At 73.7% G+C, this 16845-nt stretch carries 17 protein-coding genes; 8 read left to right on the top strand and 9 right to left on the bottom strand.

Features of this window, described 5'->3' with window-relative positions:
- The first annotated feature begins 305 nt into the window (after positions 1-305).
- Positions 306-1949 (top strand): PKD domain-containing protein, encoded by a 1644-nt coding sequence (locus O7633_RS25365; protein ID WP_282324165.1) that lies wholly within the window; start codon positions 306-308, stop codon positions 1947-1949.
- 77 nt (positions 1950-2026) lie between these two features.
- On the opposite strand, the gene O7633_RS25370 is transcribed toward O7633_RS25365, so the two are convergent.
- From O7633_RS25370 to O7633_RS25385, 4 genes are all read right to left on the bottom strand, one after another.
- Entirely contained in the window at positions 2027-2317 is a 291-nt protein-coding gene (locus O7633_RS25370; RefSeq protein ID WP_282324166.1) for a type II toxin-antitoxin system RelE/ParE family toxin, read from the bottom strand.
- Positions 2314-2598, bottom strand: a complete 285-nt coding sequence (locus tag O7633_RS25375) for a type II toxin-antitoxin system Phd/YefM family antitoxin (RefSeq protein WP_282324167.1) — start codon at positions 2596-2598, stop codon at positions 2314-2316. The genes O7633_RS25370 and O7633_RS25375 overlap by 4 nt, the downstream gene beginning before the upstream one ends.
- Positions 2599-2692: 94 nt before the next feature.
- Positions 2693-3352, bottom strand: a complete 660-nt coding sequence (msrA, locus tag O7633_RS25380; protein WP_282324168.1) for a peptide-methionine (S)-S-oxide reductase MsrA — start codon at positions 3350-3352, stop codon at positions 2693-2695.
- 101 nt (positions 3353-3453) lie between these two features.
- Entirely contained in the window at positions 3454-3867 is a 414-nt protein-coding gene (locus O7633_RS25385; RefSeq protein ID WP_282324169.1) for an HIT family protein, read from the bottom strand.
- A gap of 148 nt (positions 3868-4015) precedes the next feature.
- Here O7633_RS25385 and O7633_RS25390 point away from each other — a divergent pair, with 148 nt between their 5' ends.
- From O7633_RS25390 to ilvA, 3 genes are all read left to right on the top strand, one after another.
- Positions 4016-5158: a cystathionine gamma-synthase gene (locus tag O7633_RS25390; RefSeq protein ID WP_278132149.1), complete on the top strand. Its 1143-nt coding sequence runs from the start codon at positions 4016-4018 to the stop codon at positions 5156-5158.
- Positions 5159-5174: 16 nt separating this feature from the next.
- Complete coding sequence (locus O7633_RS25395; RefSeq protein WP_278132151.1) at positions 5175-6584, top strand: amidase family protein; 1410 nt, start codon at positions 5175-5177, stop codon at positions 6582-6584.
- 89 nt (positions 6585-6673) lie between these two features.
- The gene (gene ilvA, locus O7633_RS25400; RefSeq protein ID WP_282324170.1) at positions 6674-7894 is read left to right on the top strand and encodes a threonine ammonia-lyase; all 1221 of its coding nucleotides are present in this window, start codon (positions 6674-6676) and stop codon (positions 7892-7894) included.
- An 88-nt stretch (positions 7895-7982) separates the two neighbouring features.
- Here ilvA and greA read toward each other — a convergent pair whose 3' ends face one another.
- The gene (gene greA, locus O7633_RS25405) at positions 7983-8483 is read right to left on the bottom strand and encodes a transcription elongation factor GreA (RefSeq protein ID WP_278132154.1); all 501 of its coding nucleotides are present in this window, start codon (positions 8481-8483) and stop codon (positions 7983-7985) included.
- A gap of 141 nt (positions 8484-8624) precedes the next feature.
- Complete coding sequence (locus O7633_RS25410) at positions 8625-9059, bottom strand: DUF4307 domain-containing protein (RefSeq protein WP_178063434.1); 435 nt, start codon at positions 9057-9059, stop codon at positions 8625-8627.
- Positions 9060-9238: 179 nt separating this feature from the next.
- On the opposite strand from O7633_RS25410, the gene mca reads away from it, so the two are divergent.
- The 3 genes from mca to O7633_RS25425 all read left to right on the top strand — a co-directional run bounded on the left by mca (position 9239) and on the right by O7633_RS25425 (position 13413).
- Complete coding sequence (gene mca / locus O7633_RS25415) at positions 9239-10120, top strand: mycothiol conjugate amidase Mca (RefSeq protein WP_278132157.1); 882 nt, start codon at positions 9239-9241, stop codon at positions 10118-10120.
- Positions 10121-10231: 111 nt separating this feature from the next.
- Positions 10232-10570 (top strand): hypothetical protein, encoded by a 339-nt coding sequence (locus O7633_RS25420; protein WP_282324171.1) that lies wholly within the window; start codon positions 10232-10234, stop codon positions 10568-10570.
- Positions 10571-10965: 395 nt separating this feature from the next.
- Positions 10966-13413, top strand: coding sequence for a bifunctional diguanylate cyclase/phosphodiesterase (locus tag O7633_RS25425; protein ID WP_282328645.1), 2448 nt, complete (start codon positions 10966-10968; stop codon positions 13411-13413).
- Between the two features lie 32 nt (positions 13414-13445).
- On the opposite strand, the gene O7633_RS25430 is transcribed toward O7633_RS25425, so the two are convergent.
- Positions 13446-13925 (bottom strand): hypothetical protein, encoded by a 480-nt coding sequence (locus O7633_RS25430; RefSeq protein ID WP_282324172.1) that lies wholly within the window; start codon positions 13923-13925, stop codon positions 13446-13448.
- A gap of 259 nt (positions 13926-14184) precedes the next feature.
- Here O7633_RS25430 and cutA point away from each other — a divergent pair, with 259 nt between their 5' ends.
- Positions 14185-14505: a divalent-cation tolerance protein CutA gene (gene cutA / locus O7633_RS25435; RefSeq protein WP_282324173.1), complete on the top strand. Its 321-nt coding sequence runs from the start codon at positions 14185-14187 to the stop codon at positions 14503-14505.
- Here cutA and O7633_RS25440 read toward each other — a convergent pair.
- Positions 14462-15676 (bottom strand): helix-turn-helix domain-containing protein, encoded by a 1215-nt coding sequence (locus tag O7633_RS25440; RefSeq protein WP_282324174.1) that lies wholly within the window; start codon positions 15674-15676, stop codon positions 14462-14464. The genes cutA and O7633_RS25440 overlap by 44 nt on opposite strands.
- 118 nt (positions 15677-15794) lie before the next feature.
- Complete coding sequence (locus O7633_RS25445) at positions 15795-16826, bottom strand: phosphatidylinositol-specific phospholipase C domain-containing protein (RefSeq protein ID WP_282324175.1); 1032 nt, start codon at positions 16824-16826, stop codon at positions 15795-15797.
- Positions 16827-16845 lie beyond the last annotated feature (19 nt).

A 16845-nucleotide genomic window follows, 5' to 3' on the forward strand; every position in this document is an offset into this window, starting at 1 on the left:
ACGTGCTTGCTAAGATGCGCGCCGTCACGCCCCGGCGGGCCGCCGCCGTCGACGCCTCCGCGCGGACCCGCCGCCGCCGCGCTCACCTGCCCGCCCGACCTGCCCGGCCGGTTGTGAGAAACCCCGCATCGGTGCGACGCCGCCGGGCCCACGGCCGACCGTACCCGGCCGGACGGCCGCGCCCCGCCCGCCGCCGGTGACCCGTTGTCCCCCGGACGGGGCATTCAGCGCCGAACGACGTCGTGCCAGGGTGAGGTCGGGCCCACGAGGAGGCGATGACCATGCGCGCGACGCGACGGACAGGCGTGCGGACCGGACGCGGCGTGCGTACCGTCGGCCGGCTGGCGCTGGCGGCGGTGGTCGCGGCGGCCGGCGTGCTGGCCGGGGTCTCCCCGGCGCAGGCCGTCGCCACCCGCACCGTGGCCTTCTGGAGCATGGACGAGGCGGCCGGCGGCACCGTGCTCACCGACAGCAGCGGCAACGGCCGGCACGGCCGCGTCGGCGACGAGGTGGTGGCCGGGACGCGCTACGACGGCGCCACCGCCCACCGCTTCGCCTACCACAACCCCGCCGACAAGGAGTACGTGCCGGGGCACGTGGACCTGGTGCCGGCGAGCAACGACTTCAACCCCGAGGCCGGCGACTTCTCGTTCTCGATCCGCTACCGCACCACGAAGTCCTTCGGCAACATCATGCAGAAGGGGCAGGGCGGCACGGCCGGCGGCTACTGGAAGTTCGAGGCGCCCGAGGGCAAGCCCCGGTGCATGTTCCGGGGCGGCGACGGGGCGACGCGCACCGGCTACACCGGCACGTCCATCTCCGACGGGCGGTGGCACACCGTCACCTGCAACCGCACCGCCAGCTACGTCGAGATGTACGTCGACGGCGTCCGCACCAGCCGGCTCACCGGCCCCACCGGGACGATCACCAACAACTGGCAGCTCTCGATCGGCGGCAAGAGCTCCTGCGACGGCGTGAACGTCACCTGCGACTACTTCGCCGGGGACATCGACTGGATCCGGCTCGTCAAGGGCGCCGGCGGCGCGGCCAACACCCCGCCGAGAGCCGACCTCGCCGCCTCCTGCTCCGGGCTGGTGTGCGCGTTCTCCGCCGCCGGCTCCACCGACGCCGACGGCGCCGTCCAGGACCACGCCTGGGACTTCGGCGACGGCGCGACCGCCGGCACCGCCAGCGTCCCCACCACCACCCACACGTACGCGCAGGCCGGCACCTACCGCGTCGCGGTCACCGTCACCGACGACCGGGGGGCCACCGGCACCGCCACCCGGGACGTCACCGTCGCGCCGCTGCCGGAACTGATCTCGTACGTCGGGCAGGCCACCGCCAACGCGAACGTCACCAACCACTCCGTCGTCGTGCCCGCCGGAGTCCAGCCGGGCGACACCCTGCTGCTGTTCCTCAGCCAGAACACCCACGCCGACACCGGGGAGCCCACCGGGGTCACCGGCTGGACGCGCCTGGAGCGCCTCGACGGCGGCTACGCCACCACGACCGCCTGGTGGAAGGTCGCCGCCGCCGGTGACGCCGGGACGACCCTGCGGGTCACCCTCGGCAAGCAGTCGAAGGGGAACCTGGTGCTCGCCGCCTACCGGGGCACGGACCCGGCCGCCCCGGTGGCCGCCTTCGCCAGCGCCGCCGACCCGGCCAGCTCCGCAACCCGGGTCACCCCGATCGCCCCGGTCGCTGCCGAGCGCGGGTGGGTCGTGTCGTACTGGCTGCACGGCGACGCCACCTCGACCGCGCTGACCCCGCCGCCCGGGGTGCAGGTGCGCAGCAACGGCTCGCAGACCGGCGGGGGACGGGTCACCGGGCTGCTCGCCGACTCGGGCGCGTCGGTGCCCACCGGCGCGTACGGCGGCCTCGGCGCGACCGCCGCGGCGGCCAGCACCACCACGACCACCTGGACCGTCGTGCTCCGCCCCGCCTGACGGGCGACGGCCCGGACGCGTGTCGCGTCCGGGCCGTCGCGCTCGGTCGGTGGGGCCAGCCGGCGGTGCGGGTTGGATCAACGCGACCGGTAGGCATCGGCGCGGTGTTCGATGGCCGTCACGGTCACGACGCGGTCGTCCTCGTCGATCTCGTAGAGGACGCGGTACGTGCCGCGCCTGGCCGACCACGTCCCCTCGAACAGCGGCAGGAGCAGTCGTCTGCCGACGCGATGCGGGTTGTCGAGGAGAACGGTGGTGATGAACTCGTAGACCGCGGCGGCGATCTTCTCCGGCAGCCGTCCGGCCAGGGCGCGTGCGGCCGGGCCGGTGACCTGAAGTCGGTAGGGGTCGGGGGCGGTGCCGGTCACCGTGCCTGCTTCGACCGCTTCGCCATCAACGCCGCGAGTTCGTCGGCATCGAGGACGTCACCGGCCTCGACCGCCGCCTTGGATTCGGCAAGTTGCCGCATGGCCTCGCCACTGGACAGGACTTCCAGGGTCTCCTCCAATGCCGCGAGATCGTCGGCGGAGATGAGCACCGCGGCGGTGTGGCCGTGCTTGGTGATCTCTATCCGTTCGTGGGTCGAGCTCACCTCGTCGATGAGTTCCGAGAGACGGTTGCGGGCGTCGGTGAACGGCACGACAGTCATGCTCGAAGTATAGGCAGTAACTGGCGCGAAGTCTGTGCAGATCTTGAGGATCGGCGGCACAGGCCACCGGGCCGTAGCCCGGTGGCCTGCGGGTCTAGGCCGTCTTGGCCACACCAACCGGACAAGTCATGCCATTGGGGCCGTGGTTGCAGTAACCGTTCGGGTTCTTCGTCGGCGCGAGATACTGCTGGTGGTAGTCCTCGGCGAAGAAGTAGTCGCCGAGCCGGGCGATCTCCGTGGTGATCTCACCCTTGCCGGCCCGCGCCACGATCGGCGCGAACGCGTCCCGCGACGCGGTGGCGGTGGCGAGCTGCTCGTCGGTGCTGGCGTAGATCGCCGACCGGTACTGGGTGCCCACGTCGTTGCCCTGGCGCATGCCCTGGGTCGGGTCGTGGTTCTCCCAGAACACCTTCAGCAGGTCCTCGTAGCTGATCACGGTGGGGTCGTAGACGACCTGGACGACCTCGGTGTGCCCGGTCATGCCCGAGCAGACCTCCTCGTACGTCGGGTTCGGGGTGATCCCGCCCGCGTAGCCGACGGAGGTGGTGAATACGCCGGGCAGGGTCCAGAACAGCCGCTCGGCGCCCCAGAAACAGCCCATCCCGAACACGGCGACCTGCGCGCCGGCCGGGAACGGCCCCTTCAGCGAGGAGCCGAGCACCTCGTGGCGGTCGCCGATCGGCATCGCGATCGGGCGGCCGGGCAGGGCCCGGTCGGGGGTGGGCAGCTCGGCGGGCATGCGACGAAGGAACACGGTGGAACTCCTCTCGTACCTCTCCCCGCGTGCAACACCGCCGGGCCCCGGTTCCTTACCCGCCCCGGCAGCGGGTAACCGACGCCGGTCGGGCGCGGGCGTCAGGCCAGGGCGGCGGCGACCCGTTCGGCGTACGCCCCGGCCTCGGCGTCGTCGGCGTAGCGGGTGCGCGGCCAGAAGAACCCGCGCAGGCCGTCGCCCTTCGTCCTCGGCACGATGTGGGTGTGCAGGTGCGGCACCGACTGGGACACCTTGTTGTTCATCGCCACGAACGTGCCGCCGGCCCCCAGGCCCGCCTCGACGGCCACGGCGAGCCGCTGCACCAGCCCGAAGTAGCCGGGCAGCTCGCCCGCCGGCAGGTCGGCCAGGGTCACCAGGTGGGCGCGCGGCACCACCAGCAGGTGGCCCTTGAACACGGGCCGGGTGTCGAGGAACGCCACCCCCTCCGGGGTGTCGACGACCCGGAACGCCGGGACGTCGCCGGCCACGATCCCGCAGAACACACACCCGCCCACCCGGCCAGGCTAGCCCCGCGCCCCGCCCCCCGCCTTCCGCGCCGTGCCCCCGCCCCGTCGCACGGTCAGGAGGCGGTGAGCGGGGAACCCTTCTCTACCGTAGGCGTTAACAAGGGGCCCCTCCTTCCCACCGGCTAACGTCTGCGGCATGAACCACGGCTTCGATACGCTCGCGATCCACGCCGGCCAGGACCCGGAGGCCCGCACCGGCGCGGTGATCCCACCGATCTACCAGACCAGCACGTACGCCCAGGACGCCGTCGGCGCGCCCCGGCAGGGCTACGAGTACAGCCGCTCCGGCAACCCGACCCGCGACGCCCTCCAGGAGTGCCTCGCCGCGCTGGAGGGCGGCCCGGTCGGGCTGGCCTTCGCCAGCGGCCTGGCCGCCGAGGACGCCCTGCTGCGCACCGTCTGCAAGCCGGGCGACCACGTGGTCATCCCCGACGACGCGTACGGCGGCACGTACCGGCTGTTCGCCAGGGTCGCCGAGCGGTGGGGGCTGGCGTACACCCCGGCGAAGGTCTCCGACGTCGACGCCGTGCGGGCCGCGATCCGGCCCGGTGCGACGCGGATCGTGTGGCTGGAGACGCCGACCAACCCGCTGCTCGGCATCGCCGACATCGCCGCCCTGGCCGCCGTGGCCCACGACGCCGGCGCGCTGCTGGTGGTCGACAACACGTTCGCCTCCCCGTACCTCCAGCAGCCGATCGCGTTCGGCGCGGACGTGGTGGTGCACTCCACCACCAAGTACGTCGGCGGGCACTCCGACGTCGTCGGCGGCGCGCTGGTCGCCGCCGACCGGACGCTCGGCGAGGAGCTGCGCTACCACCAGAACGCGATGGGCGCGGTCAACGGCCCGTTCGACGCCTGGCTGACCCTGCGCGGCATCAAGACCCTCGGCGTACGGATGGACCGGCACTGCGACAACGCCGAGCGGATCGCCGCGTACCTCGACGGGCACGCGAAGGTGGCCCAGGTGATCTACCCGGGCCTGCCGTCGCACCCCGGGCACGAGGTGGCCGCCAAGCAGATGCGCCGGTTCGGCGGCATGATCTCGTTCCGGGCGGCCGGCGGCGAGGAGCACGCCGTCGAGATCTGCAACCGGGCGAAGCTGTTCGTGCTCGCCGAGTCCCTCGGCGGGGTGGAGTCCCTGATCGAGCACCCGGGCCGGATGACACACGCAAGTGCCGCCGGCTCGCCGCTTGAAGTTCCCGGTGATCTCGTGCGACTGTCTGTCGGCATCGAGACGGTCGACGACCTGCTCGCCGATCTGGAGCAGGCACTGGGCTGACCGCTGGTGAGGGAGGGTGGCCGTGCAGGACCTCATGCCGACCTGGGTGGGCGCGACCGCGAAGCAGATCGCCCGCGGCGTACGCCGGGGTGACGTCTCCGCCACGCAGGTCGTGGCCGACCACCTCGACCACATCGCCCGCTCCGACGCCGACCTCGCCGCGTTCCGCACGGTGCGCGGCGGCGAGGCGATCACCGAGGCGGAGAAGGTCGACGAGCAGGAGGAGCTGGCCAACCTCCCGCTGGCCGGGGTGCCGGTCGCGGTCAAGGAGAACACCGCCGTCGCCGGCCTGCCCACCTGGCACGGCTCGGCCGCGGTGCGCAGCGCCGTCGCCGAGGCCGACCACGAGGTGGTCCGGCGGCTGCGCGGCGCGGGCGCGGTGATCCTCGGGGTGACCCGGATGCCCGAGCTGGGCCTCTGGGCGCTCACCGACGACGCGAGCGCGGTCACCCGCAACCCGTGGGACCCGCGGCGCACCCCCGGCGGCTCGTCCGGCGGCGCGGCGGCGGCGGTGGCCGCCGGGCTGGTGCCGATGGCGCACGGCAACGACGGCCTCGGCTCGATCCGCATCCCGGCGGCCTGCTGCGGCCTCGTCGGGCTCAAGCCGGGCCGGGGCGTGGTGCCGTGCCAGCTCGGCGCCGACGACTGGTTCGGCCTCACCGAGCACGGCATGCTGACGTCCACCGTCGCCGACGCGGCGGTCGGCTTCCAGGTGCTCGCCGGCCGCCCGCAGGAGAAGCTGGTCCCGCCGCAGCGGCTGCGGGTGGGCGTCTCGCTGCGTTCCCCGGTGCGCGGCGTCGCCCCGGACGCGCCGAACCGGGACGCGGTCGCCGCCGCCGGCCGGCTGCTCGCCGCCGCCGGCCACGACACCGTGCCCGCCGACCCGGTCTACCCGACCCGCCTCGGCCTGGCCGGCCTCGCCACCTGGTTCGCCGCGGCCGCCGCCGACGTGCGGGCCGCCGGGCTCGACCCGCGCGCCCTCCAGCGGCGCAGCCGCCGGCACGTCGCGCTGGGGGAGTGGGCGCAACGCCGGGGGTACGTCCGCGAGTCCGACCGGGTCGCCTGGCGCGAGCGCTCCGTCGGCTTCTTCGCCGACCACTCGGTCGACCTGCTGCTCACCCCGGCGCTGGCGGGCCAGCCACCGGAGGCCGCCGGCTGGTCGGGCCGGTCCTGGGCGGCGAACATGAAGGCCAGCATCCGGTACGCCCCGTTCGCCGCCCCGTGGAACATCGCCGGCCTGCCCGCGATCGTGGTGCCGGTGGGCCGCCGTCCCGACGGCCTGCCGGTGGCGGTGCAACTCGTCGGGCCGCCCGGCTCGGAGCTGCTGCTGCTCGGCGTCGCCGGCCAGTTCGAGATGCAGGCCCCGTGGGCCCGGCACGCCCCCGGCTACCCCCGCGTCGGCACGGGGTCGCCGGCCGTCGCGTGACCGGCCGGCCCGCCGTGACCGGCTCGTAGCCGCAGGTAGCGGCCGGTGTCGCCGCCGTCGGGCGGTGCCGGTGGTGGCACGATCGGGGCATGACGGAACTGGTCGGCCTCGCCGAGGTACGCGCCGCGCGGGAGCTGCTCGCCGGCGTCACCCGCACCACCCCGCTGGAGCCCTCCCGCCCGCTGAGCGCCGCGTTCGGCGGGCCGGTGTGGCTCAAGTGCGAGAACGTGCAGCGCGCCGGCTCGTACAAGGTGCGCGGGGCGTACGTGCGGATCTCCCGGCTGTCGGCGGCGGAGCGCGAGCGGGGCGTGGTGGCCGCGAGCGCCGGCAACCACGCGCAGGGGGTGGCCCTCGCCGCCGGGCTGGTCGGCACCCACGCCACGGTCTTCATGCCGGTGAACGCGCCGCTGCCGAAGGTCGCCGCCACCAAGGGGTACGGCGCGCAGGTCGAGCTGATGGGCAACACCGTCGACGAGTCGCTGGTGGCGGCGCAGACCTTCGCCGAGCGGACCGGGGCGATCCTCATCCACCCGTTCGACCACCCGGACGTCATCGCTGGTCAGGGCACCGTGGCGCTGGAGATCCTGGAGCAGTGCCCGGACGTGCGGACGATCGTCACCGGGGTCGGCGGCGGCGGCCTGATCTCCGGCATGGCGGTGGCGGCGAAGGCGCTGCGGCCCGACGTGCGGCTGGTCGGGGTGCAGGCGGCGGGCGCGGCGGCCTATCCGCCCTCGCTGGCGGCCGGCGAGCCGGTACGCCTGCCGGCGTTCAGCACCATCGCCGACGGCATCGCGGTGGGCCGCCCGGGGGAGATCACCTTCAACCACGTCCGCAAGCTCGTCGACGAGATCGTCACGGTGTCCGAGGAGGACATCTCCCGGGCGCTGCTGATGCTGCTGGAGCGGGGCAAGCAGGTCGTCGAGCCGGCCGGCGCGGTCGGGGTGGCGGCGCTGCTGGCGGGCACGGTGCAGGTCGCCACGCCGGTGGTGGCGGTGCTCTCCGGCGGCAACATCGACCCGCTGCTGATGCTGCGGGTGATCGAGCACGGGCTCGCGGCGGCCGGGCGCTACCTGCGGGTGACCGTGCGCTGCTCGGACCGCCCCGGGCAGCTCGCCTCGCTGCTGCACGAGATCGCCGAGCACCGGGCGAACGTGGTCGACGTGGAGCACCAGCGGGCCAACCCGCACCTGCGGCTCGGCGAGGTCGAGGTGGCGCTGTCGGTGGAGACCCGCGGCGTCGAGCACTCCGACACGCTGATCAGCGCCCTGCGGGCCAGCGGCTACCAGGTGGTCTTCGCCGCCGACCGCTGAGCTGCCGCCGGTGCAAGGAAGGGCCCCTTGTTAACGCATTTCGTTGCACAAGGGGCCCTTGTTAACAGTTGTCCGGCGCGGCGGCCGGTCAGCTGGTGAACGGCTCGAACTTGACCACGGTCACCTTGATGTCCGCGCCACTGGGCGCGGTGTAGGTCACCGTCTGGCCGGGCCGGCTGCCCAGGATCGACTTGCCCAGCGCCGACTCGGGGCTGTAGACGGTCAGCTCCGTGGTGGAGGAGATCTCCCGCGAGCCGAGCAGGAAGGTCTCGGTGTCGTCGGTGTCGTCGTCGAAGTAGATCGTGACGACCATCCCGGGCGAGACCGTGTCGGCGCTCGGCGCCTCGCCGACCTTGGCGGTGCGGAGCAGCTCCTTCAAGTAGAGGATCCGCCCCTCCTGCTTGCCCTGCTCCTCGCGGGCGGCGTGGTAGCCGCCGTTCTCCCGGAGGTCGCCCTCCTCGCGCCGCGCGTTGATCTCGGCCGCGATCACGGGCCGGTTGGCGATCAGCTCGTCGAGCTCAGCCTGGAGGCGGTCGTGCGCGTCCTGGGACAGCCAGGTGGCGGGCGCCTCGTTCCCGTTGTTGGACACAGGCGATCTCCTCGGTTGTGCGGACTGGCTGACGGGTGAACTACCAAGTTACCAGTGCCGTGCCCGTCCGGGTGCGGACGATCACCGCGGGTGCTGGCGGCGAGACCCGCGGTGCGCGTGGCGCGGTGGTGTTTCAGCAGCTCAGTCGGCCTGTCGGCAGCGCACCACCTCACCGATGAAAGGCCGGGCCGTGGTGGCCAGCCGATGCCGGGCGGCGGCCCGGGACTCGCCCGGCCGGGCGGTCACGGTGACCTCCTCGCGGGCCACCTCCGCCCCGTCGTGCGAGCGGGCCCGCAGCACGCAGGTCGCCGAGCCGCCCGCCGGGACCGTCACCCGGAAGTCGACCACCACCTGGGAGTCGGTGATGTCCGTATACGTGATCACCTGGGCGTCGTAGGCCGGGTCGCCGTACTTGCCGTACATGCTGAACGCCGCCAGCCCGAGTGCCGCCACCAGGGCCGTCGCGAGCAGCGCGACCAACACCGGCCGGCGTCGGCCCGGCTCCCTGCGCCGGCCGTAGCGGCCCGGCGGGAACACGGGCGCACCCGGCGTGATTGTGGCGTGCGTCTCGGTCACCGGCGGCGGTCTCCTGGCGTTGTTGTCGGCCCCATCGGCAAGAATGGCAGAGTCCAATCTTTCCAGCCCGGCGCCGGCTTGTGGACGAGTCCTCAGTCACCTTCGCTGAGGTAAGGATGACAGGTCGGCGGGCGACGCCGGCAGGCAGCGCCGGTGGGCACAGACGAGGAGCGCCGTAAGTGGCAGAGCAGCTGCGTCTCATGGCCGTCCACGCGCACCCCGACGACGAGTCGAGCAAGGGTGCCGCGACCATGGCGAAGTACGTCGCCGAGGGGGTCGACGTGCTGGTCGTGACGTGCACCGGTGGCGAGCGCGGCAGCGTGCTCAACCCGAAGATGGACCGGCCGGACGTGTGGGCCAACATCGCCGAGATCCGCCGCGCCGAGATGGACGCCGCCCGTGCCGTCCTCGGCGTGAAGCAGGCGTGGCTGGGCTTCGTCGACTCGGGGCTGCCCGAGGGCGACCCGCTGCCGCCGCTGCCCGAGGGCTGCTTCGCCCTCCAGGACGTCGAGGTCGCCGCGGGTCCGCTGGTGCGGCTGATTCGGCAGTTCCGTCCGCACGTGATCACCACGTACGACGAGGAGGGCGGCTACCCGCACCCCGACCACATCATGACCCACAAGATCACCGTCGCCGCGTTCGACGCCGCCGGCGACCCGGAGCGCCACCCCGACCTCGGCGAGCCCTGGCAGCCGCTCAAGCTCTACTACGACGTGGGCTTCTCCAAGGGCAAGATCCTGGCGCTGCACGAGGGCATGCTCGCCGCCGGCCTCGCGTCGCCCTACGAGGAGTGGCTCAAGCGCTGGGACGAGCGGCCCGACAAGGGCCCCCGGATCACCACCCGCGTCGAGTGCGCCGACTACTTCCCGGTCCGCGACGACGCGCTGCGCGCCCATGCCACCCAGATCGACCCGGACGGCTTCTGGTTCCACGTGCCGATGGAGCTCCAGCGGCAGGCCTGGCCCACGGAGGATTTCCAGCTCGCCCGGTCGGTGGTGGACAGCCCGCTGCCCGAGTCCGACCTCTTCGCCGGCGTCCGCGAGACGGCCCATGCCTGCTGAGCCGGCCGGAGCCGCGCGGGTCGCCCGGCCCGGGCGGCTCAGTGAGCCGGCCGTGACCGCCGATCCGGGGCCGGGCTACCCTGGGGGCCTGCCACGATCCGGAGGAACACCATGCTGACCGCCGCCCAGGTGCTCGCGCAGAACAACTTCGGTGACACGCGCACGGGCGGCCTGGCCGGCCCGATGGGCCTCTTCCTCATCGTGCTGCTGGGCACCGCCACCGTGCTGCTCATCCGCAACATGAACTCCCGGCTGCGCCGCCTGCCCGACCACTTCCCCGCGCCCGGCGAGCCCGCGGACGCGGGCCGGGTCGACGCCGTCGGGGGCGGGCCGGCGGCCACCGAGGCGGGGCGAGCCGACGCCACAGTCGTCGATCCGACAGACGGGACCTTGGGGCACGACTCACGCTCGACCGCCCCGAAGGGCCCCCAGCAGCACGGAAACGGGTGATCGGGGCGTGATTCACGCCGAAGCCGGCCGTCGCCCCCTGTTGCGCTCCCCGGCTTTGGCTTAGCCTTCCGCCGGGGGACCAAAAGTCCCCGGGCCGCGCGGGAGGGGGCACCGATGACCGGGTCAGCGACGGCTGCCCGTTGCGCGGTGCGACGGGCTGCCCGTCATGCGGCGCGCCGCCCGGCTGCCCGCCGTGCGCCGCGACCGGCCGCCCGCGCGGCGGCGTGGCGACCGGTGGACGGGGGAGGTCGGTGACCTCCGCCAGGGCCGACGACCCGCTCGACCTGCCGGAGCCGGTCAGCGCCGTCCCCGGCCCGCCGGAGCCGGTCGACGCCCACCCCGACCGGTCGGCGGAGCGGAGCACCCCGTACCGGGTCCTCGTGCTGACCGTCGCCGTGGCGCTCACCGCCCTCGTGGCCGCCGCGATCGGCCTCACCCTCCCCACCCACCTGCCACCCGACGACCCGCTCCCGCCGCTCGCCCGGTTCGGCATCGGCGTCGCCGTCGTCGTGGTCGCCCAGCTCGCCCGGCTGCGGTTCCGCACCGCCTCGGGCATGGTCAGCACCACCTGGGGCGAGGCGGCCCTCGTCGTCGGGCTCCACCTGGTCCCCGCCGGCTGGCTCCCGGCCACCACGCTCGTCGGCGCCGGGCTCGCCTGGGGGCTCCTCTCCCTGGCCGCCGACCGCCAGCCGCCCCTGGAGACGGTCCGCATCGCCGCCTCGCTGAGCGCCGGCACCGCCCTCGCCGTCGCGGTCACCACCACCCTCGGCGCGCCCCTGCTCGCCGCCCCCACCCCGGAGCTGGCGCTGGCGCTGGCGGCCGGCGCGGTGACGTACCTGCTCGCCACCGCCTGGCTCGGCGGGGTCGCCGTCGCCCTGCGACACGGCGTGCCGATGGGGCCGCCGCTGCTCGCCGCGCTGCGCGGCAAGCTGCTCATGTTCGTCGGGAACGTGGCCGTCGGCCTGGCCGCCGTCGCCCTGCTCGAACTCGACGCCCGCTGGCTGCTCGCGTTCCCGCCGGTGCTCTGGCTGCTCCAGCAGACCTACCGGCACCGGCTCCGGGCCGACCAGGAGCGGCGCACCTGGCGGGCCTTCGCCGAGGCCACCGCCGCGCTCAACCAGCTCGACGAGCGGGGCGTCGCCACGGCGGCGGTCACCGGCGCGCTGACCCTCTTCGGCGCCGAGCTGGTCGACGTGGACGTGGCGCGGGGCGACGGCCGGTGGCGACGCTACCGGGGCGACAGCGGCGGCCGGGTGACCGACCGCGAGATCGACCCGCCCACCGTTGCCGCCGCCGGCCCGCACGAGCTGGTCCGCCCGCTGACCGTCGGCAGCACCCAGGTCGGCGAGCTGCGGGTCCGCTTCCCCCGCTCGGCGCCGCCCAACGCCCGCGAGCAGGACGCCGCCGCCGCGTTCTCCGACGCCCTCGCCGCCGCCCTGCACGACGCCGCCACCCACCGCGAGCTGCGCCTGGTCACCGCCCGTTCGTCGTACGAGGCGGTGCACGACCCGCTGACCGGCCTGCTCAACCGGGCCGCCATGCTCGGCAAGGGCGACCAGGCGCTGCGGCAGCGCGCGCACGACCACCCCGTCGCCCTGCTGCTGCTCGACATCGACCAGTTCAAGGAGGTCAACGACACCCTCGGGCACGCCGCCGGCGACCAGCTGCTGCGGCTGACCGCCAACCGGCTCGGCGCGCTGACCCGCTCCGGGGACCTGCTCGGCCGGCTCGGCGGCGACGAGTTCGCCCTGCTGCTGACGTCGGTCCCGGTGGTCGGCGGCCGGACCGCACCCATGGCGTACGCGCTGCGCCAGGCCCGGGAGATCGCCGAGCGGCTCGCCGCCCCGACCGAGGTGGCCGGGGTGCGGATGTCCATCGAGGCGTCCGTGGGGGTGGTGGTGGCCGACGCCGGCACCGCCGACCTGACGGAGCTGCTGCGCCGGGCCGACATCGCGATGTACCAGGCGAAGGAGGGCGGCGGCAGCGTCGCCGCGTACGACAGCTCGAAGGACGCCGCGAGCACCGACCAGCTCGCGCTGCTCGCGGAGCTGCGGGAGGCCCTCGCCGCCGACGACCAGCTCGTGCTGGCGCTCCAGCCGGCGGTGGACCTCGCCACCGGCGCGCCGACCGGCGTGGAGGCGCTGATCCGCTGGCGGCACCCGCGCCGGGGCTGGCTCGGCCCCGCCGACTTCATCCGGCCGGTGGAGAACAGCGAGCAGCTCGGCACGTTCACCCGGTACGTGCTGGACAAGGCGCTCACCGTGGCCGCCGACTGGGCCCGCGCCGGCCTCGACGTGCCGATCTCGGTGAACCTGTCGGCTCGCAGCCTGCTCGACCCCCGGCTGCCCGTCGAGATCGGCGAGGCGCTGCGCCGCCACCAGGTGCCGCCGCACCGGCTGGTGCTGGAGATCACCGAGACGGTGGTGATGAGCGAGCTGGAGGTCATCGACGAGGTGCTGGCCACCCTGCGGTCGATGGGCGTGCAGCTCGCCGTGGACGACTTCGGCACCGGCTTCTCGTCGCTGGCGTTCGTGACCCGCATCGCCGTGGACGAGCTGAAGGTCGACCGGTCGTTCGTGATCCGGATGGCGGACTCACCGGAGGCGGCGGCCATCGTCCGGGCCACCGTCGGGCTCGCTCACGAGCTGGGCCTGCGGGTGGTCGCCGAGGGCGTGGAGACCGCCGAGCAGCGGCTCGCCCTGGCCGAGCTGGGCTGCACGGCCGCCCAGGGCTACCACTTCTTCAAGCCCATGCCGGCGGACAAGATCAGCGCGGTGCTCGGGTCGCTGGTGGACACGTCCCAGGCGAACGTCGTCCCCCTGCGCGCCGACGGCGCCTCCTGACCTCGACGAGCGCGGGTCCAGGGCGTTCAGACTCAGGCGCCTGACCGGACTCCTTCGGGGATCAGATAGTCCGGATGAGGGTCCTCTGCCGGCTCGGCACCCGCTCCGCTGGCGGACGTGCCACGAAGGTAGATCACCGATTTGTCGTGGGCGGTGATCCGGAGAGCGGCGGCGACCGGCACTTCGACGCCGGGCTGACGGCACAGCTCCCAGCCGGCGAACTGCTCTGGCCGTGCGGCGTCGAGAAGCCGGTGGGCGAACACGAGCACCCGTGCCGCGCGCAGCCTCGGCGGCGGCATCTCGTCGGGTGGTGGCACCGCTGCGGCGTCCCGCGGCGGCACGGCGGCCCAGAGCATCCCGGTCGATCCGGACCGGTGGACGACCTTCACGCCCGGTGGGGACTGGCCGCCGGGCTGGTCGTCCCGGCCGTACCGCTCGACGGCCGTGATGTCCGGGTGTTCGGCGGCCCGAAAGAGGGCTTCCATGATGTCCAGGGCCTGGGATACCTGCACGGTTGCGCTCTCCTGGTGATCGGGAATCGGGGCAGCTCACGGGCCGGGTAAGTCTACCGACGGGCGGCGGAGCCCGGCCCCGGCGCTCGGCCGGCGTACCGGACGGCGCGTTGTCGATCATGTGACCTGGGCTCCTTCGGTCGGCCGTGCCTCGCCTTCCTGTTCAGCCTGGGATCGATGCCCGGACACGTCCAGGAGGTTTGCGTCCGCAGCTTGTCCGCCCCATCCGCAGACGAAAGAGCCCGATATGGTGAGCTTGATGACTGACTATCTCCAGGTGGCCACGGCGACGGACAGCCGTGATGGTGGCGTGCTTCTCGCCGAGGGCGCGGTGGCCGGCCGGCTCGCCGCCGGCGCTCAGGTCGTGGGGCCGGTGACCAGCGTGTTCTGGCACCACGGCGAGCGGGGCGTCGGCGAGGAGTGGCAAGTCCTGTTCTTCACCACCGCCGCCCGCTACCCGGAGTTGGAGCGGTATCTGCTCGACGAGCATTCGTGGAGCAACCCTCAGGTGACCGCCGTGCCGATCGTGCGTGGTTCTACCGCTTATCTGGCGTGGGTGGCGCGGTCGGTGGACGTTTAGCGGCCTCGGCGACGAGAGCGCTGAGTTCGACGACGCAGGGCAGCGCCGCGTGTGGCGACAACCGGTTGAGGACGGCTTCCAGCCGCTGGCCGGGTCGGGGCGAGCCGACATCGACGGACAGCCGTGCCGCCAGGACGGCGGTTGCGCAGGCCTGCTCGATCTCGTTGGCGTCGAGGTAGGCGTCCGCCAACCAGGACAGGTAGAGGGCCTTGTCCCTGGCGTACGTGTCATCGAAGCGCAGTATCGCCCGCTCAAGGACGGGGACTGCTCGGACCGGCCGGTGCAACACCGCCCAGCAGCGGCCAGTCATGATCTCGCCCTCTGTGGCGTCGACCCAGTACACCCAGTCGGGTTCGGCGCGACCATCGTGCTCGGCGAGACAGGCGGTTCCGAGATCGAGGTGGCGGTGGGTGGCCCCATCGTCACCAGTGAGAGCATGGGCCCAGGCGGCACGTAGGTGCAGCAGCGCCCGTACCCGTGGCGTGGCGGTCGTGCCCGTCCTTTCACAGGCTGCGGTGGCGGTGTCGGTGGCCTGGCCGGTGAGGGCGAGCTGCTGATAAGCCAGGAACGCCAGCCCATTGCCCGCAAGTGCCGCGTCGTCCGCGTCATGCGCGGCGGAGAGGCTCAGCCGGTAGAGCCGCTCGGCGTCATCGTGGCGGCCGGCGTCGAAGGCGGACCAGCCAGCGAGTTGGGCCTGCTCGGCAAGGACGGCAAGGAGTTGGCGGCCGGTGTCGTCGCGGTAGGACCCTTCGCGGGCAAGGCGCGCGGTCGCATCGACCTCGGCCGCGTACAGGTGGTAGGTGTCGGCACCGCCGAGATGGTTGTCCAGGCGGCGCAGGCGCGCGGTGCGTTCGAGGAGCCGAGCGGGGGTGGCCGCGCCGATGCGTCGACCGTGGGTGAGTAACGAGTGGGGCAGCGCTGCGGCCAGGCCGGCGACGAGTTCGCGGCGGCGCAGGCCTGGGCGGGTGCCGGCCAGCGCGACGAGTTCTCCCCTGGCGCGCAGGGCGTCGTCGAGCCGGCGAGCCACCTGCGGGCTGGGTGCCTTCGCACCGGTTTCCAGCTCGTGCAGGTAGGACTTCCCGTGGTACGTGAGCTTTGCCAGGCCGCGCAGCGACAGTCCACGCTCGTGTCGGAGCTGCCGCAGGCGGACGGCGAACGACTGTTCGGTCATGACCGCTCCAGGTAGGGGGCTGGGTGGTGCCCGTCGCCACTGCCGACAGGCACCACCTCGCACGTTACGCGCAGAGCGATCGAACGGATGCCCTCGGTAGCGGTGTGGCGCGGGTCGGTCAGCCGCGGGGGAGGACGTCGTCGACCACGCTGGGCAGGGCCGCCCAGTCGGCCGAGGCGATGCTCGCGTGCGCCCGCGCCAGTTGCGCCACCCGGGCCGCCGCAGCGGTCGCATCCGTGTTCCCCACGGCCGGGGGGACGTTCTGCGCGTCGGTCATCACCAGCAGGTAGTGGTTGGTGTCGTACCAGGCGGTGTCGATGCCGCCGGTGACGTACGCCGACGCGTCGCCGTCGAAGACGACGAACCAGGGGCGCAGGGCGGTGTCGGTGTAGCGGGTGCGGGGGTCGCCGGCCTGGGCGCGGTGCACCGCCGGGAACGCCTGCGCCGAGCCGAGGGTGCCGGCGGCGGCGAGCGCGGCGAGGTGCTGGGCGTACTCGATGTCGGTCCACAGCTTGTCGGTGGGGTTGCTCTCCTCGACGGTGCCGGGGATGAGGTGCACGACGACCTGGCCGGCGAGTTGCTGCCGGGTGGGCCAGTTGTCGGCGCGGGCGGCGGCGTCGAGGGTGGCGTGCCCGCCCAGGAGGTCGGCGGGGCGGAACACGGCCTGGCCGAGCCGGGCGGCGAGCAGCGCGTCGAGCTGCGCCGGCCCCTGCCCGGTGCGGGCGCTGAAGCCGGTCTTCAGCTCCAGTTTGAGGTGCAGCGGGCCGGCGTCGGGGTGGGCGGTGAGCCAGAGCCGGATGTCGTCGAGGCAGTGTTCGAGGTTCTTGTTGCGGGTGCCGGTGTAGAGCTGGGCGGCGCTGGTGGCGGCGACGCAGTTGTTGTTGTTGCCGAGCGGGTTGGAGTGGCTGACCCGCCACTGGTTGGCCACGATGTCGGGCCACACGTCCAGCTCGATCATCCCGGGCCGGTCGTCGAGGGCCTGCGCCAGGTAGTCGTACGTCCCCTTGTCGTACGCGTTGTGGGTGCCGACGGCGGTGGTCGCCGAGAGCCGGGCCCCGGGGTCGACGGCGGCCTCGGCGGGGCCTGCGGCGACGAGCGCCGCGAGCACCGCGATCGACGTGAGCGCGGGCAGGGAACGGGGTCGGCGCATGCGGGTCTCCTCGGCGGGG

Source organism: Micromonospora sp. WMMD712, assembly GCF_029581295.1.
GTDB lineage: Bacteria > Actinomycetota > Actinomycetes > Mycobacteriales > Micromonosporaceae > Micromonospora > Micromonospora carbonacea.

Excerpts from the sequence above, each read along its gene's own strand:
- O7633_RS25375 (WP_282324167.1), bottom strand. The coding sequence starts at position 2,598 with ATGACTGTCGTGCCGTTCACCGACGCCCGCAACCGTCTCTCGGAACTC.
- O7633_RS25390 (WP_278132149.1), top strand. The coding sequence starts at position 4,016 with ATGAACCACGGCTTCGATACGCTCGCGATCCACGCCGGCCAGGACCCG.
- ilvA (WP_282324170.1), top strand. The coding sequence starts at position 6,674 with ATGACGGAACTGGTCGGCCTCGCCGAGGTACGCGCCGCGCGGGAGCTG.
- O7633_RS25420 (WP_282324171.1), top strand. The coding sequence starts at position 10,232 with ATGCTGACCGCCGCCCAGGTGCTCGCGCAGAACAACTTCGGTGACACG.
- cutA (WP_282324173.1), top strand. The coding sequence starts at position 14,185 with ATGACTGACTATCTCCAGGTGGCCACGGCGACGGACAGCCGTGATGGT.
- O7633_RS25440 (WP_282324174.1), bottom strand. The coding sequence starts at position 15,676 with ATGACCGAACAGTCGTTCGCCGTCCGCCTGCGGCAGCTCCGACACGAG.
- O7633_RS25445 (WP_282324175.1), bottom strand. The coding sequence starts at position 16,826 with ATGCGCCGACCCCGTTCCCTGCCCGCGCTCACGTCGATCGCGGTGCTC.